Here is a 15,602-nt window from a genome sequence, read left to right on the forward strand (position 1 = left end):
GCGATTTTTATTAAACTATAAGGAAACAGAATTTTCGAGAACCTTGTTCCCACTCTATAGCTAACCGTAATTTTTAATTAATTGTGGAGGTTATTGGCTATTACATTCTGTACAAGTTTTTTGCCATCAATAAGCCTATGGAATCATCCTTTGAAATTACTCTGCAAATTGTTATGGCTGTTCTTGCAGGCATCAGCGCGCAAGTCATTGCCGAATTTTTTAAGGTTCCTAGCATTGTCTTTCTGCTTCTATTCGGTATTATACTCGGAGCCGATGGCCTTAGTATTCTCAATCCCCAGAAATTAGGAGTAGGTTTAGAAGTCTTAGTGGCTCTTTCTGTAGCCATTATTCTCTTTGAAGGGGGCTTAAACCTGGAATTAAAAGATTTGGGAAGAGTCTCAGGGAGTCTTCGTAATTTAGTCACCTTTGGGACTTTAATTACCCTGGTGGGTGGTGGTATGGCTGCCCACTGGTTAGCAGAGTTTCCTTGGTCGATCGCTTTTCTCTATGCAGCTTTGGTGGTGGTTACAGGACCGACGGTTATTGGACCACTTCTCAAACAAGTGGAAGTGGAACGCAAAGTGGCCACCCTCTTGGAAAGTGAGGGGGTTCTTATCGACCCTGTGGGAGCTATTTTAGCGGTGGTGGTTCTCGATACCATTCTCAATAGTAATGCCACACCTGTAGAAATTTTTAGTGGTTTACTACTACGATTCACCATTGGGGCTATTATTGGGGGCGTTAGTGGGTTTTTACTCGGTTTTCTGCTCAAAAATACCCTTTTTCTCTCAGAAGAACTGAGAAATTTAGTGGTATTGGCCGGGGTTTGGGGATTATTTGGTTTATCCCAACTCACCCTGAGTGAATCCGGGTTAATGGCCACTGTGGTGGCAGGAATTGTACTGAGGGCTTCATCTATCCCCGATGAACGCTTATTAAGACGGTTTAAGGGACAGTTGACTGTTTTATGTGTCTCCGTGTTATTTATTCTCTTGGCGGCGGATCTCTCTATTGACAGTATTTTTGCTTTGGGATGGGGTAGCGTTTTAGCTGTTTTGGCTTTGATGTGGCTAGTACGTCCCATTAGTATTGCTTTTTGTACGATCAATAGCGATCTCAATTGGCGAGAAAAGTTCTTTTTAGGTTGGATTGCTCCACGGGGAATTGTCTCTGCTTCGGTTGCTTCTTTATTCGCTATTTTACTGACTGAAAAGGGTATTAATGGCGGTGATTCTATTAAGGCTTTGGTTTTCTTGACTATTATGATGACGGTGTTTATTCAAGGTTTATCAGCCCGTTGGGTGGCTAAAGGATTAAGAATTACGGCAGTAGAAGCGAGAGGGGCGGTGATTGTTGGCTGTAACGCCTTGGGACGGCTATTAGGACGATTATTTGAGCAGCAAGGAGAGTCTGTGGTATTAATCGATACAGATCCCGAAGCCTGTCAACAGGCTGAAGCTCAAGGCTTATCGGTGTTTCAAAGTAGTGCGCTTGATCCTGATGTCCTGGAAGAAGCGGGCATTGAATCGATGGGAACGTTTATGGCCTTGACTAGCAACGGTCAAGTTAATTTAGTCTTAGCTCAACGGGCCACAGAAGAGTTTAAACCGCCCAGAGTGTTTGCTATTTTTCCTAGTAATGCCCCTCAAGACAATAACGCGAATAAAACCGGCAATGCGAATAAAACCAATATTAGTCCTGCATTTGTGGATCAACAATTGATTAAAATGTGGAATCAATACTTAATGGAAGATCAGTTTAAGTTAGGAATTACCGATTTTCAAGAACAGGGACTCTCTTTTAAACAAGCCCACTTTCAAGCATTAATTCGGGAAGGAGAGGTGTTACCCCTTTTGATTAAGCGACAAGGAAGTTTACAAGTCGTTCAAGCTGCTCAAACTTGGCAAGTTGGGGATGAAGTTACTTATCTTTTACACGATCCTCGTCCAAAACTTCTCAAACGTCTCTCAGGGGGAAATAAAACCTCTAAAGAATTAACAGCAGAACGTTTATCTGAGGTAGAAGAAGTCCCTCTAGCTGATCCTGTTGATGATTCTCTTTCGGAGTCTCCTAAGTTAAAAAGTCAAAATAGTTAGAGATTTAAAAGTTAAATAATCCTATTTTTAATGTTTTTTATCCTTTCTGCCTCCTGCCTCTAATCATTAAGTATTTTTGTTCTGATGTAAGATGTGAGTCTACTGAGGTTGTTTCCATGTTTTTAAGATTGTTTGATAGCAAACTAGACAAAAATAAAGGGTAAAATTAATCATCCCCAAAAGTTTGGGTACGCCTTCAATTAAAAAAGACCTAATGTGAAAATACGGAGAAAAATAATCAATTAATACTGCTATTATAATCAATAAAGATCCAGTTAATAGAATTCCATAATTTGTTTTCCTAAGAGTTTTCCAAAATAATAATAAATAAAGAATTAAAATAACTCCATAAACCCTAATCGTGGTTAATTTAGGAATATCAAAATATTGTAAAATAATATGAATACGATAAATTTCGTTGAAAAAAAATCCAGTAGTTAAAATCGTAGAAACTAATAAGAAAAATTTATTACTATTGTTAGGATTTATCCGTCTGATAATAACAAGAGTAAAGCCACATATTACAGGAGGAATAGAACATAATATCTCAAATGTATGGGTTAATAACCCTGCCGTTGGATAACGAGGTGTTGCCGGAGGAATGAATAAACCATCTACAGGTGGAGCAAATTTTTGAGCATAAAGCATCACCAAAATTAACAACAGGATACTAATGCTATTGCAAATTATAAATGGAGGAGGAATTTTTTTCAGTAGCATTAATATTCTATTTTTTAGTCTTGTCAACAAAACTCATTTCCTCCATAATAGATAGTGGCACAGTATTAGAGATACAACATGGCAAAAGCAATATGGAATGATGTTATCTTAGCAGATAGTCAACAATGCGAAATAGTCGAAGGAAATTACTATTTTCCTCCCGATTCCATTAATACAGAGTATTTTAAAGAAAGTAGTACCCGTACGAATTGTTTCTGGAAAGGAGAAGCAACTTACTATACCATTGAAGTCAATGGACAAGAAAATAAAGACGCTGCTTGGTATTATCCTACTCCCAAAGAAAAGGCACAAAATATTAAAAATTATGTTGCTTTTTGGAAGGGAATAAAAGTTGAAAAATCATCTTAGTTTTTTTCATAATATCCCGTCGTTAACGACGGGTTTTAAATTAGATATTCATTGCTGTCCAAATTGTCCAGCTATCCATTAACAATAAAAAGAAAGTACAAACCAATAAAATTAAATACATCCAAGGTTGAGAAAGAGGACGAATATCAGTTGTATCAATCCCTGTTTTTTCAGTGACAATATTGACTAAATAGGAAAATCCAGCAATACGCATAGGAAGTAAATAAGCTTGCTGAGAATTTTCGCTAATAAAATAATAAACTAAACCTCCTTGTCCCGTAGTCCGTAATTTTAAATCCTTAATCTCTGACCAATTTAATGACCATCCTTTGCGGAAAAAAGAAGGAAACCAAACAGGATAAACCACTTTAATTTGATTTTCATTAACAAGAACCCGTTCACTCAACGCCCCTACTAAAACCAATAAACCCAAAAATATCCCTATCCATAACATAGTAGAAGGAATAGGTGCATTTGTTACCTCCGCTAAAAACGGTAAAGGAACTGTCAAAGCAATATATAAACTAATTAATGTGATGCGAATTAAGGGAGAAATACGAAAACTAGAACGATCTAAACTCATGATGGTTCAATTTGTAACAAGAATCAGCAGTTTTACAACAATTTATTATATTTTATCCTGATGCCGCAAGAGAAGAAAGCAGCCAATTATGATTTACAGACTGCTTAAATAAGCAAAATTAAGACATTTGCCCATCAATCAGTGCAAAAAACTTTAGGAGTTCATCAATTGATGAACTCCTATTTTGGTCTTATTTTAAATTAAGAAATTTATCCAAAGCTGCAACCATTTGTGGTGGCCAACGACGGATATTTTTCACCCAGTTGAGATCCTGATAACGGTTATCCATACCAACAGCAGCCACCCAATGGCTTTCTGCTTCCCCTTGTTGGCCCATATTCCATAAAACTGCTGTTAAAGCTGCCCTCACATCGGGAAACATCGGATATTTACGGACTAAATTACGCATTTCTGTGACAGCTTCCCCTGTTTTTCCAATTTGATAATAAACGAGGGCTGCATTAGCCCTGGCAAATGCAAAATTGGGGGCTATTTCTGATGCTTTGCGATAATCGGTTAAGGCTTTTTCCCAGTCACCTTCGCCACTTTCAGCATTACCCCGATTATTATAAGCCATTGCATCCTCAGGGTTGAGTTCTAAGACACGATTATAATCAGCGATCGCTGCTTCATATTTTCCTTGAGCTTCCAGGGCAGTTCCTCGGTTGAGATAGGGATCGGGGGCATCTGGCGCGAGTTCAATGGCTTGGTTAAAGTCAGCAATGGCTGCTTCTAGCTTATTTTGACTGACACGGGCATTGCCTCGGTTACTCCAAGCTGCCGGGTTGGCGGGAAATGTCTCAACTAACTGAGTCCAATAGGTTTCTGCTTTGGCAAAATCTCCATTTTCTGTGGCTACTATAGCTTTGTTGGCAATGGATTGACCTTCTTCTAATTGTTCTTCTGTCAGAGGAGGATTATCTTGAGTTTGCGCTAATCCCGCAGTTGTTACTCCTGTCCAGGTTAATAAAATAATCAGTAAACTTAAAATCCAACGAGTCATTCTGGTCTTGAGTCCTAGTATCTTTTACTTGATTATAACTACTCTTACTATCCACAAATCTCTGAGGGTTGCCATCCCAAACTTAAAATCAAATCATCACTATCTCTATCCCTCTCTCTATCATCATAAAACCCTGATTGTTGATGTTCCCCAGTGTTAGTAAGAGACTGTCTTTGGCCAATTTTTATTGTGATCTCAATCATAGTCAAGATTTAATCATACTCATAACTATTATGATTTACTGGTAATAGAAAGAATGTGCTGTTTCCAAAGGTAGTCCCAAAGAACTTTTTTTCTCATGGAGAGTAGCGGACTTGAACCGCTGACATCCTGCTTGCAAAGCAGGCGCTCTACCAACTGAGCTAACCCCCCAAGTAAACTAACCGACGGTTTATTGTGTCGATATTTTACTCACTCTCCCTACTATACATATATTTATCTAAAATAGTCAAGGGGTGAAAGAAATTTTTTTTCCTGTACCCTATTGCTCTTAATATTGCATGGGCTTAATCATTAAGCCTTACTGATTATCAACTGCTAAACTACTGAACATGACTTATACTGTTGCTACGTTCTATAAGTTCTTTTCTTTTGCTGACTATGCTGAAAAACAGGGCTTATTGTTGGAATATTGCCAAAATTGTCACATCAAAGGAACCATCTTATTATCCCTCGAAGGAATTAACGGAACGATCGCCGGAACGGATGGTGGTATTGAGGCAGTGATCAACTATTTACGGCAGGACAAACGTTTAGCTGACTTAGAGATTAAATATTCTACTGCTTCTGATATTCCTTTTGAAAGGATAAAAATACGTTTAAAACGAGAAATTGTTACCCTTGGAATACCAGAAGTTAAACCTAGTGAAGAAGTTGGAACTTATGTTACTTCTGAACAATGGAATGACTTGATTAAGGATGAAGAAACTATGGTTATTGATACCAGAAATAGTTATGAAGTGGATATAGGAACGTTTGAAGGTGCTATTAATCCTACAACTCATTCTTTTCGAGAATTTCCTGATTATGTGCAGCAAAATTTAGACCCTAAAAAGCACAAAAAAATAGCTATGTTTTGTACTGGAGGAATACGCTGCGAGAAAGCAACATCTTTTTTATTGAAACAAGGATTTTCTGAAGTTTATCATCTTAAAGGTGGTATCCTAAAGTATTTAGAAGAAGTTCCAGAAAAAGAAAGTTTATGGCAAGGAGAATGTTTTGTTTTTGATGAAAGAGTCGCCGTTAAACATCAACTAGAGATAGGCAGTTATGAGATGTGTTTAGGTTGTGGCCATCCTATTTCAGAAACTGATAAAACATCGCATAAATATGAAGAAGGTGTTTCTTGTCCCCATTGCTATGATAGTTTAACTCCTGAAAAGATTGCTAGACAAAGGGAAAAACAAAGACAATTATTACAAAAGAAAAAAATACAGTAAATATGACTAAAAATATCTCTGGTTATACCTTACCAGTCTTTGCCTGTGCATCGGCGATCGCAGCTTTGTGGCATTTACAAAATAAAGAAGATGTTGATACAGTTTCCCTAGATTTAATCGAACCGGTTCAAACTGTAACTATTCCTATTCAACAAGTGGCAAAAATCAACCGAAATATTGCTTTAGCTATTACTTTAAGTGATCCAGGAGCTAATTTAGATTTAACTAGAAATACCCCGATATGGGCAATAGTTGAACTCAAAGAAAATAGTGAAAAAAATGAGAATAAACAAATTATTATCAAAGGAGGAGAAGGAATAGGTAAACAGATAAATAATAATAATAAATCTGCTATTTATTCCTACGCAAACCGATTATTAATAAGTAATTTAAAACAATATTTAAAACCAGGAGAAGTCATAATTGTCACAATTATTTTACCGGAAGGAAAAAAGTTAGCAAAACGAACATCAAACGAAGCATTTGGGGTGATTGAAGGACTCTCTTTGTTAGGAACTTCTGGTATATCTCAACCTTTGAGTTCCCCCGAACAATTAGAGAGTTATCAACAAGAATTAAGGGAAAAGGCAAAAAAATTTGATACCTTAGTATTTTGTATAGGAGAAAATGGTTTAAATTTAGCAAAAAAAATGGGGATAAATGACCAGCAATTAATCAAAACTGCTAACTGGTTAGGTGCATTATTAGTAACAGCAGCTATGGAAAAAATAGAATCTATTTTATTATTTGGCTATCATGGAAAATTGATAAAATTAGCAGGAGGAATTTTCCATACTCATCATCATTTGGCCGATGGAAGACTAGAAATATTAATCACTCATGGGGTAAAAGTAGGATTAGAAAATGAAATTTTACAACAAATATTAGATTGTGAAACCACAGAAGATGGATTACAATTTTTGAGAAAAGTAGATACAGAAACAAACAATAATTGGACAGAAAAAATTTATAAATCTTTAGCCCAAACTATTGACAAAAGAAGCAAAATATATATTCAAAAATATGTTGATTTTGACGTTAATATTGGCTCAATTCTGTTTGGACGCGATCGCCGTATTATTATGGCTAGTGAAACAGGTAAATTGTTGCAGAATAAATTAACCTTTTAATCAGGAAACCAGTCATCTGAAAGCGCATCTTCAAGAGAAATATGATTATTATCAGGAATAGAAAAAAGTTCTCCCATGATAGAAATGCGTACAGGATAGATTTCTTTCCAGATTGGTTCTAACTTATTCTTTAAAGCAGGATTTTTGCGAATAATTTTTTTAATTTGCGCTCTAAAATTTCTAATTTCAGCCTTCCAACCTCTAGTACAATATTCTTTTTCAGATTCCCAGTAAGATAATTTTAGAAGATGTTCTAAAAGACGTTCTAAATAGCTTTCCAAAGCGTTTTCACGACTCTTACCCAAATCTTCTATCTCCTCAATTAAATTGTCCCAGTCAACTTCTTCAAATTGTTTCAATTTGAGTAGTTTAACTTGTTCTTTTGTCCATGTATAATAATCCGATGAATAGCTAGTCATTAGCTTGACTCATTTTTGTCTGATTCAGTATTATTATTATACCAATTCCCTACAGTCTGACTAAAAATTTGCTTAGACGTTAACAGCAGTTAAACCCTACAATATAGACATCTGTAAGTGGTTGGACAAATTTAAAGTTATCTGTGAAAAAAGAGAACAGGGAACGGAAAACAGTTAACAGGTAAAGGTTATAGCCTTTTTAACATAAGTTAATACAGTGCTGTTTACTTATGTCCAACTACTTAGTCTAATTGGGAAGATTTCAGTACAGGTATCTATAGTTTCTATAAAATAATTAAAAAAAATAAAAGATTTTAAGCTAATAATTGGTTCAAGATAAGCATTTTTTAAGGGTTGATTCTGCTACACTTGGTAAACTAGAAGAAGCCAATGAGTCATGAGCAAGATAACTGTTCACTGGTAACTGCTAACTGTTCACTGATAAACATCCTTAAGCATCAAAGATGATTTCTGATACCCTTTTATCTGTCTCCCCACAACAACAGTTTAATGCTGCAACTATTCGTCCCATTGCAGCCTCAGAAATTCATGGAATAGCATTCTATAATAATAAATTATATGCCTTAGATAATCGCAATGGTTATCTTTTAGAAGTTGACCCCATAACTCATAATACAAAAATTCTGAATACCAATAACTGGGAAGATTTTATCGGAGTTACTGGACTAGCGATCGCCGATAATCAACTGTGGTTTACATCCCGTTATAGTGTTTATTATTGTAACTTAGACGATCCCGATTTCAAATGTGAACTATTCATCCGACTTGCTGATCGTGTGGACGGGGTAGCTATCTGGGAATCAAGCGTTTATATTTCCTCACAAAAAGCAGGAACAATCTCTGTTTTTGATAGAGAAAATGCCCAAGAAATAACCCATTTGTACGCTCCAGGAATTGGCATTGAAAATATTACAATTAAAGGAGAAGAATTATGGGTTAGCGATACCCTAGAACAAAGTGTTTATTGTTTAGATCGGGCTACAGGAACACAGAAATTTAGTTTATTAACCCCTTTTGAATGTCCCACAGGATTAACCTTTTATCACGATCCAGACACAGATCAAGACATTTTATATGTCTCTTATGTGAATCATGAACCCTACATCCGAGATAATCCTAACGCCGATCCTAACCATGAATTACTGTATCGCATAGAAACCTTTATCCATCCTTTATATTTTCGCTACTATCCTAAAGATCATTATGCCCTCTCTAATGGTTATCTAGTGGAAATGACTTATGTAGAAGAGTTGGCCCCCCTTGATCCCATCGAATTAAACAACTTAGAATGGCGCATGGCCTTACCGGCCGAAACCCATAGACAAAAAGTCCGTAAAGTAGAACCTATCGGCCTACCCTTTACCGAAATAACCGAAAATGGTCAGCGCGTGGCCGTGTTTAAATTTGATACCCTAACTGAACATACCCGTTGCATTTTCGGCTGGAAAGCTTTAATCGAAGTATGGGGAATCAAATATAATTTAACCCCTCCTGACTGTGAAAATCTCGCCGAGATGCCCCCAGATTATGGCGATCGCTATTTAGTGGATAATGATAATTTAGCGATGGATACAGATATTATTAAACGGGCCGCCGTTGAAGCAGTGGGACGAGAAACCAATCTATTGAGAAAAATTTATAGTATTCGTAACTATGTTTACGATCGCCTTTCCTATGGTATTAAACCTCATATTGATACCCCCGATATTGCCCTAAGACGAGGGGTAGGATCTTGTGGGGAGTATGTGGGGGTATTACTAGCATTATTTCGTTTAAATGGCATTGCTTGTCGTACCGTTGGCCGCTACAAATGTCCTGCCACTGCTTTAGTCAATAATATCCCCTTAAAGCCAGATTATAATCATGTTTGGTTGGAATTCTATATTCCTGGGATCGGTTGGTTGCCGATGGAATCAAACCCTGATGATATTTACGAAGGCGGCCCATATCCCACACGGTTTTTCATGGGGTTAGCTTGGTATCATGCAGAAATGAGTAAAGGGGTTCCCTTTGAACGGTTAATGATCGATGGGGTTGTTTTAAATAAGCAACAGGTATCTATCGGTAACTTAGCTATTAACCATGTACAGTTCACCATTTTAGAAGAGTGTTCCCCCTCCTGAATCGGAGCATAATTCATGATTGGCTGATATTTTGCCCGAAGATTATTTAAAAAAATCCTTAGAAAAATTTGCCGTTGCACTATTGCGGGATGATTTTTGATGAAAGTGCGATCTCCTTTTCAACTATTGCGCAACAGTAAGACTTCTTAAATAGAGCGATCGCCTAACTTTAGAAATTTTAGAGTCGGATAAATGCACTTATCCAACTCTAAAAACAAAAAAATCCTCTACATCTAGCATAAGTTTGGTATCAAGTTTTACTTATTCTTAGTTTTTGCCAATTTATTCCTAATTTTTTGGATTTCCATATCATTTGCTTTTTTTTCTTTTGGAATCCATTTGATGTCAGCCCAATTAAATTCTGCTTCTGTATAACTTGCTTTTTCCCAATTTTCTGCTAATTTTAATTCATTGATATTTGATATATTTATTTTAAATAGATTGGCTCCAGATAGATTGGCTCCAGATAGGTTGGCTCCAGATAGGTTGGCTCCAGATAGATTAGCTCCAGATAGATTGGCTCCAGATAGATTGGCTCCAGATAGGTTGGCTCCAGATAGGTCGGTTAATCTAAGGTCGGCTCCTTTGAGTTTAGCTTTAATAAGTTTGGCTTTAATAAGGTCAACTCCTTCGAGTTTCGCTCCAGATAGATCGGTTTCAATCAGGTACTGTCCAGAGAGATCGACTCCAGAGAGACTTGTTTCAGATAGATTGGCTGTAGATAGCTTGGCTCCAGATAGGTAGGAAAAATTGAGGTTGGCTCCAGATAGATTAGCTCTTTGAAGTTTTGCTCTTTGAAGGTTCGCTCCAACGAGGTCGGTTTCTTTGAGGTTGGCTCTATAGAGATCGGCTCCTTCGAGGTTGATTTCAGATAAATCTAAATTATTAAGTTTATCTTTTAAACTCATTACTAGCTCTTTTGTTTCCTTTATTATGTCTGCATCTATCTCATCTTTTATTAAAGAAAAAATTATGGTTGGAGGATTCCATATCTCAGGCTTTTTAGGAATTTCTGCATTTTGTGTTCTTATAACACTTCTAAAAGCTCCTTTTCTGGCCTCTGTAGTTAATTGTGTACCAATAATAGCTAATCTTGTTTCAAGACTATCTTTTCTATTTTCATACCGAGAACTGGAAATACTAAATGTTGCAAAATAAATTCCTAAAAACCATAAAAAAAAAGTAGAAGGTTCTTTTTTACTATAGGTTTTTATCTCTGGTTTGATTTTTGAATAAATAAATTTTAATGAACTAAAATCCCAAAAAAACCAAATTATAGGTTTCAATTCTTTTTTTTTAAAAAATTGATTAAAACGCCATCTAAAAACTTCAATAGGATGTAATTTTAAATATTTTCTTGCTTCTAATAAATTTTGGCAATGATTGTCTTTTAAGATTATAATTCCTTTATTAAGTTTATCTTCTTTAATTTGTTGAGCTTTAAGTTTAACCAAAGCTTCAGGAAGATTTGAACAATTATTTTTTTGTCTAAACATTGTAAATAGAATAAAGTCATTATCTTATTAGTTTAAAATATACAGGAATAAAAAGTAAATAGAAAATAATTAGATAGAGTAACCTTAACATTGAAAAATAGTTAAAGAAATCAAGTTTATCTTGAAAATCTCTGTTTTCAATAGCACTTCAAACCCTTATATAGTCAAGATTTTAGTCTGCTTGATTTTTGTAACTAATAGCCTTGGCGACTGCTATAAATAAACCATTGATAATCTGCTGAAAATTCCTTACAATAAAGTAAGGAGTAAAATAAAGGAAAAAAGTAATGGCAAGTGCCACAATCACCAGTAAAGGGCAAGTAACAATCCCGAAAGAAATTAGAGACTATTTAAAACTAGAAACGGGAACCAAGGTAGACTTTGTCATCACAGAAAGTGGAGAAGTGAAAGTTATCCCTCTCGTTGTCAATGCTCAAACTTTATCAGGAATTTTAAAGCGAACTGAAAAAAAAATCGTCACATTAGAGGAAATGGAGAAAGCCATCAGGAAGGGAGCAAGTGATTGGACTTGATACAAATGTCTTAATTCGTTACTTAACAAAAGATGATGAAGCTCAATGGCAGCAAGCACGACAAATAATCGAAAGTGGACAACGGTGCTTTATTGCTAATATTGTTTTATGCGAAATAGTGTGGGTGTTAAAAGGGGAAGCCTATCAATATACTAAGCAAGATATTCTCAAAACCTTAGAACTCATGCTTTCTTGTGAGAGTTTTGAGTTTGAAAATCGTTCAGCTTTTTATCAGGCTTTACAACGGACAAAACAAGGAAACGCCGATTTTTCGGACTATCTAATTGGTGCTATAGCTATTCAATCAGGCGCATCACATACCACCACCTTTGACCGTAAACTTAAAAATGAAAAAGGTTTTAATTGTTTATCCTAAAGATTATTGGATTAACTTTACTTTAAAAAAGAAAAAATATAGGTTTTCTCGGACTCACGAGGTACATCTAAATCCTGCCCCCTGCCCCCTGCCTCCTGCCTCAAAGCGATAACCTCTGTACCTCACAAGTATGGGAACTGCTATATTTAACATCCATTATATTGAAAAGCATTATCCCAAACATAGTCTAGAATCATTTTTGAGTCTTCTAGGGATAAAATATTTATATTTCCTTGCTGGTCATAAGATAATAAAGAAACTTCTTTTATTTCATCTTCGTTGTTATCTTCATGAACAATTTTTCCCCGAAGTTTCTCTAAATTATTCAGTGGTCCTTGTATATCAAAATCCATGTCAATACCTAATTTTTCTGTCATCCACTGTTCAATTTTTCTATCCAATTTTTCAGGATTTAATTTTTCTTTACTGGTTAAAATATGATAATAAACTAAAATAATCTCCTTACATTCTTCCTCTTCCGCAACATCTACCAATGCTTGAAAAACACTAGCATTATTAGCTAAATTCTTAAAAAATAAGGTGTCACTGACTTCTTTTTGAAACTTAATTTCCTTACTTTTATATTTAGTATATTGCTTAAAAGCAAATCCTCCTAATGTCATAGTTAAGGATAAAGTTGCTACTAAAATAGGCATCAGATCCCTAACTTTTTCCTTATCAACTTCGATAGATTGTACAACAGAATCGGCTTTAAGTAAGATAAGAATAGCGACAATAATCAGTAAAATGTTAGGAACTGCTCGCAATATTAAAGGAATAGCAGCGCCGATTGCAGGAACACCAAAAAATAATTTATCTTTCCATGTCATGCTAGTTTCAATATTAGGAAAAAGCAGATCAATATCGAGTTTTGGTATGTTTTTATAGAAATAAAGATACATTTTCCCCGGTATAAAATTAAGGTTTTTATATTGCTTATCTTTTTTCGCTTTTGCTTGAAAATATCCTGGCCCTTTAAATTTAATTAATAAAACAACTCTTTCTAAGATATCAATAATCCTTTCTTTTTTAAAAAACTTGAATTTTTTAACAGTAATATGTTCATCAATATCGCCACGATAATAACAGTAGAACTCGTCAAAATCATCAAAATCAACATCTGTTTGTAGATTAATTAAAGATTTTGCTTCCAATGATTGTTGTACAATTTCATCAGAAAGTTGAATATAATTTGCTCTTTCTAAAATATATTTAAACCCTTTAATTACCTTATCCTGCATCTCCTCATACTCTTCTAAACTGGGTTCTTGTAATGCTTTAACATCAGAATTAGGATTAAAAATAGTATAATTATCCTTGATAGTTTCCAAAGTAGAATGAAATCTAAAATGGAAAAAAGCAACTAAAATATCACAAAATTCTTGGAATAACTTGACATCTTTACCTTGAAGTTTCCCATCTTCAAGACAAAGATTAATGATATCTGTACGACGAAAAGGAATGAATGATTCTCGAATATTGGACATAAAATATTGAAACTAGAATGATTAATTGATAGATAATACATCTTGAGCAGAAAGTCCATCACCTTGATAACCAAAGTACCATAAACTAGCTGCCGCTTCAGCTAAAGTAACCCCTTTTTTGGGTTGAAATAGTGTGGTATAACCGAAAATACGCCTAACATTAGATTGTTCTCCATTTTGAAAATCTGCATATAATGCTCGTATAGCTTTTGTATCAATTTGTGTCGTATCTTGGAACCCCCAGGTTTCTTTTATATTATCAAGAGAAGCTTTTGGTAAACCTTTTCCCGTGTCTAAAGGAACTTTCCAAGTAAGCAAATCTTCTCGATTTAAAGGGGTGTCAGGACGAAATAAAGACGCACTACTATTTCCGGTTAAACGAGAAGGAATTATCCCTGCTTCAGCTAACCCTTGAATGATAGCAAAGTCAGGATCATTGGTGCTAACATCAGAGAAAGCCGGTTGAGAGGTATTAACCCCTAATCTCAGTTGTTTAGCTGAATTATTTTCATGAAATTTATTGTAAGTTTCTACTAACCATCTTGCGTAGGTTCGACGGTTAATAATAGTGTTACCATCAATGGTTTTATTTTCACTATTATTAAAGTTTATTGTTCCTAATTGACTAATATCTTTTACGTAGGATGTTAATGATTGAGGAATATTATTGATATTTTTACTATCATTATTTTTTGTTTGAGAAGATGTTACAGGTTCTTCGGTTGTGGATGAATTTGAAGCATTTAAGCTTTGATAATTAATCGTATAATCTGTATTACCATTATTAGCAGCAAGAAAGGATAGTTTAACTTCTAATCCTTCTTTCTCAGCTATCAATGTATTATCTTCATTATTAAAAGGTTGAGTGATTTCCCAAGTATTACTTTTAAATTGTTCTTGATAAAATTTATTTATTTGCTCAAGAGAATCAGAAGATGACCAACGAATTAAACCTTGTTTGTCACTTAAGTTATCAGAAATTTCTTGTAATTGTGAATTAGAATATTGAGGAATTATTTTAGGAAAATCTTGAGGTATTTCTAAAGCAGACGGGGTAATATTTTCCTGCTTATCAGTTAATTCTGGATTAGGAGAAAAACGATCTTCTAAGCCATCAATATTACTACAAGCAGTAATAAACGGGAACAGTAAACTAAGAATAAAATAACGATACATAGTTAATCAAAATGTAGAATATTAGGGACACTGGGAGTGTGGGGAGACGGGGGGACTGGGAGACTGGGAGACTGGGAGAATAGGGAGAAATTGTATTTGCTCAAATATTATCAATAAACTATAGGAAAGTAACTTTGGGATGCTTCCAATATTTTTGTTTTTATATACTTGAAAATAGAGGTTGAAAACCATTTTTTATGTAATATAACAGTTAACCTTGTTTATTATTTTGCGGTTCTAGGGCCGCTTTTGGATAAACAATTCTTTGATGATGAAATTGTTGCCAAACCTTCACAAATACCTCAGCAATAATCGGTAATTCCTCATATTTAATACCACTATCTTTTAACTGATGATCTCGCCAACGGGCCTTAAAAATCTTTTGAATCATAGCTAAAGCTGTTTCTGGAGTCGCCTCTTTTAAAGAACGTAAAGCAGCCTCACAACCATCTGCTAACATAACAATTCCGGTTTCTCTTGACTGAGGAATTGGACCTGCATAACGAAACTCTTCTTCAGCAATCATTTCTGTGCCATTTCGTTCCGCTTCTTGCTTAGCTTGATAATAAAAATAGGAAATTAATAAAGTACCTTGATGTTCAGGAATAAAATCACGAATAACTCTGGGAAG

At 35.1% G+C, this 15,602-nt stretch carries 15 protein-coding genes, 1 tRNA gene and 1 pseudogene; 7 read left to right on the forward strand and 10 right to left on the reverse strand.

The features are described from left to right. Positions 1-137: 137 nt before the first annotated feature. A complete protein-coding gene (locus QNJ66_RS04735) occupies positions 138-2,096 on the forward strand; it encodes a cation:proton antiporter (RefSeq protein WP_300503515.1) in 1,959 nt (652 codons plus the stop codon). Between the two features lie 99 nt (positions 2,097-2,195). On the opposite strand, the gene QNJ66_RS04740 is transcribed toward QNJ66_RS04735, so the two are convergent. Then, positions 2,196-2,816 (reverse strand): hypothetical protein, encoded by a 621-nt coding sequence (locus QNJ66_RS04740; protein WP_300503517.1) that lies wholly within the window; start codon positions 2,814-2,816, stop codon positions 2,196-2,198. Between the two features lie 78 nt (positions 2,817-2,894). Here QNJ66_RS04740 and QNJ66_RS04745 point away from each other — a divergent pair, with 78 nt between their 5' ends. Further along, positions 2,895-3,185, forward strand: a complete 291-nt coding sequence (locus tag QNJ66_RS04745) for a DUF427 domain-containing protein (protein ID WP_300503519.1) — start codon at positions 2,895-2,897, stop codon at positions 3,183-3,185. 40 nt (positions 3,186-3,225) lie between these two features. Here QNJ66_RS04745 and QNJ66_RS04750 read toward each other — a convergent pair whose 3' ends face one another. The 4 genes from QNJ66_RS04750 to QNJ66_RS04765 form a co-directional block, all read right to left on the reverse strand. Beyond that, positions 3,226-3,768: a hypothetical protein gene (locus QNJ66_RS04750; RefSeq protein ID WP_300503521.1), complete on the reverse strand. Its 543-nt coding sequence runs from the start codon at positions 3,766-3,768 to the stop codon at positions 3,226-3,228. A 190-nt stretch (positions 3,769-3,958) separates the two neighbouring features. Beyond that, entirely contained in the window at positions 3,959-4,771 is an 813-nt protein-coding gene (locus QNJ66_RS04755) for a tetratricopeptide repeat protein (RefSeq protein ID WP_300503522.1), read from the reverse strand. Positions 4,772-4,818: 47 nt separating this feature from the next. Beyond that, the gene (locus QNJ66_RS04760) at positions 4,819-4,974 is read right to left on the reverse strand and encodes a hypothetical protein (protein ID WP_300503524.1); all 156 of its coding nucleotides are present in this window, start codon (positions 4,972-4,974) and stop codon (positions 4,819-4,821) included. Between the two features lie 96 nt (positions 4,975-5,070). Further along, positions 5,071-5,143: transfer RNA gene (locus QNJ66_RS04765), tRNA-Ala, on the reverse strand. A 179-nt stretch (positions 5,144-5,322) separates the two neighbouring features. Here QNJ66_RS04765 and QNJ66_RS04770 point away from each other — a divergent pair. Both QNJ66_RS04770 and cbiD read left to right on the forward strand, forming a co-directional pair. Then, the gene (locus QNJ66_RS04770; protein ID WP_300503526.1) at positions 5,323-6,210 is read left to right on the forward strand and encodes a rhodanese-related sulfurtransferase; all 888 of its coding nucleotides are present in this window, start codon (positions 5,323-5,325) and stop codon (positions 6,208-6,210) included. Positions 6,211-6,212: 2 nt separating this feature from the next. Next, positions 6,213-7,340, forward strand: coding sequence for a cobalt-precorrin-5B (C(1))-methyltransferase CbiD (gene cbiD / locus QNJ66_RS04775; RefSeq protein WP_300503528.1), 1,128 nt, complete (start codon positions 6,213-6,215; stop codon positions 7,338-7,340). Here cbiD and QNJ66_RS04780 read toward each other — a convergent pair. After that, positions 7,337-7,759, reverse strand: coding sequence for a DUF29 domain-containing protein (locus QNJ66_RS04780; RefSeq protein WP_300503530.1), 423 nt, complete (start codon positions 7,757-7,759; stop codon positions 7,337-7,339). The genes cbiD and QNJ66_RS04780 overlap by 4 nt on opposite strands. Positions 7,760-8,223: 464 nt before the next feature. On the opposite strand from QNJ66_RS04780, the gene QNJ66_RS04785 reads away from it, so the two are divergent. Then, entirely contained in the window at positions 8,224-9,903 is a 1,680-nt protein-coding gene (locus QNJ66_RS04785; protein WP_300503532.1) for a transglutaminase family protein, read from the forward strand. Positions 9,904-10,160: 257 nt separating this feature from the next. Here QNJ66_RS04785 and QNJ66_RS04790 read toward each other — a convergent pair whose 3' ends face one another. Then, positions 10,161-11,399, reverse strand: a complete 1,239-nt coding sequence (locus QNJ66_RS04790; RefSeq protein WP_300503534.1) for a pentapeptide repeat-containing protein — start codon at positions 11,397-11,399, stop codon at positions 10,161-10,163. A 287-nt stretch (positions 11,400-11,686) separates the two neighbouring features. Here QNJ66_RS04790 and QNJ66_RS04795 point away from each other — a divergent pair, with 287 nt between their 5' ends. Both QNJ66_RS04795 and QNJ66_RS04800 read left to right on the forward strand, forming a co-directional pair. Next, on the forward strand, positions 11,687-11,932 hold the full coding sequence (locus QNJ66_RS04795) for an AbrB/MazE/SpoVT family DNA-binding domain-containing protein (RefSeq protein ID WP_300503535.1): 246 nt from the start codon (positions 11,687-11,689) through the stop codon (positions 11,930-11,932). Next, positions 11,919-12,308: a type II toxin-antitoxin system VapC family toxin gene (locus tag QNJ66_RS04800; protein WP_300503536.1), complete on the forward strand. Its 390-nt coding sequence runs from the start codon at positions 11,919-11,921 to the stop codon at positions 12,306-12,308. The genes QNJ66_RS04795 and QNJ66_RS04800 overlap by 14 nt, the downstream gene beginning before the upstream one ends. 146 nt (positions 12,309-12,454) lie before the next feature. Here the strand turns inward: QNJ66_RS04800 and QNJ66_RS04805 are convergent, their stop codons facing one another. The 3 genes and pseudogenes from QNJ66_RS04805 to QNJ66_RS04815 all read right to left on the reverse strand — a co-directional run. Further along, the gene (locus QNJ66_RS04805) at positions 12,455-13,795 is read right to left on the reverse strand and encodes a TMEM143 family protein (protein WP_300503537.1); all 1,341 of its coding nucleotides are present in this window, start codon (positions 13,793-13,795) and stop codon (positions 12,455-12,457) included. A gap of 21 nt (positions 13,796-13,816) precedes the next feature. Beyond that, positions 13,817-14,971 carry an S-layer homology domain-containing protein gene (locus QNJ66_RS04810; protein WP_300503539.1) on the reverse strand — a complete coding sequence of 385 codons (1,155 nt, stop codon included), beginning with the start codon at positions 14,969-14,971 and terminating at the stop codon, positions 13,817-13,819. Positions 14,972-15,182: 211 nt separating this feature from the next. Then, positions 15,183-15,602: pseudogene (locus QNJ66_RS04815) on the reverse strand (hypothetical protein); the annotation flags it as partial.

It is taken from the genome of Crocosphaera sp. (assembly GCF_030064895.1).
Taxonomy (GTDB): domain Bacteria; phylum Cyanobacteriota; class Cyanobacteriia; order Cyanobacteriales; family Microcystaceae; genus Crocosphaera.

What these genes read in the sequence shown, in the direction of transcription:
- QNJ66_RS04735 (WP_300503515.1), top strand. Translation starts at nt 138, where the DNA reads ATGGAATCATCCTTTGAAATTACTCTGCAAATTGTTATGGCTGTTCTT.
- QNJ66_RS04740 (WP_300503517.1), bottom strand. Translation starts at nt 2,816, where the DNA reads ATGCTACTGAAAAAAATTCCTCCTCCATTTATAATTTGCAATAGCATT.
- QNJ66_RS04745 (WP_300503519.1), top strand. Translation starts at nt 2,895, where the DNA reads ATGGCAAAAGCAATATGGAATGATGTTATCTTAGCAGATAGTCAACAA.
- QNJ66_RS04750 (WP_300503521.1), bottom strand. Translation starts at nt 3,768, where the DNA reads ATGAGTTTAGATCGTTCTAGTTTTCGTATTTCTCCCTTAATTCGCATC.
- QNJ66_RS04755 (WP_300503522.1), bottom strand. Translation starts at nt 4,771, where the DNA reads ATGACTCGTTGGATTTTAAGTTTACTGATTATTTTATTAACCTGGACA.
- QNJ66_RS04760 (WP_300503524.1), bottom strand. Translation starts at nt 4,974, where the DNA reads ATGATTGAGATCACAATAAAAATTGGCCAAAGACAGTCTCTTACTAAC.
- QNJ66_RS04770 (WP_300503526.1), top strand. Translation starts at nt 5,323, where the DNA reads ATGACTTATACTGTTGCTACGTTCTATAAGTTCTTTTCTTTTGCTGAC.
- cbiD (WP_300503528.1), top strand. Translation starts at nt 6,213, where the DNA reads ATGACTAAAAATATCTCTGGTTATACCTTACCAGTCTTTGCCTGTGCA.
- QNJ66_RS04780 (WP_300503530.1), bottom strand. Translation starts at nt 7,759, where the DNA reads ATGACTAGCTATTCATCGGATTATTATACATGGACAAAAGAACAAGTT.
- QNJ66_RS04785 (WP_300503532.1), top strand. Translation starts at nt 8,224, where the DNA reads ATGATTTCTGATACCCTTTTATCTGTCTCCCCACAACAACAGTTTAAT.
- QNJ66_RS04790 (WP_300503534.1), bottom strand. Translation starts at nt 11,399, where the DNA reads ATGTTTAGACAAAAAAATAATTGTTCAAATCTTCCTGAAGCTTTGGTT.
- QNJ66_RS04795 (WP_300503535.1), top strand. Translation starts at nt 11,687, where the DNA reads ATGGCAAGTGCCACAATCACCAGTAAAGGGCAAGTAACAATCCCGAAA.
- QNJ66_RS04805 (WP_300503537.1), bottom strand. Translation starts at nt 13,795, where the DNA reads ATGTCCAATATTCGAGAATCATTCATTCCTTTTCGTCGTACAGATATC.
- QNJ66_RS04810 (WP_300503539.1), bottom strand. Translation starts at nt 14,971, where the DNA reads ATGTATCGTTATTTTATTCTTAGTTTACTGTTCCCGTTTATTACTGCT.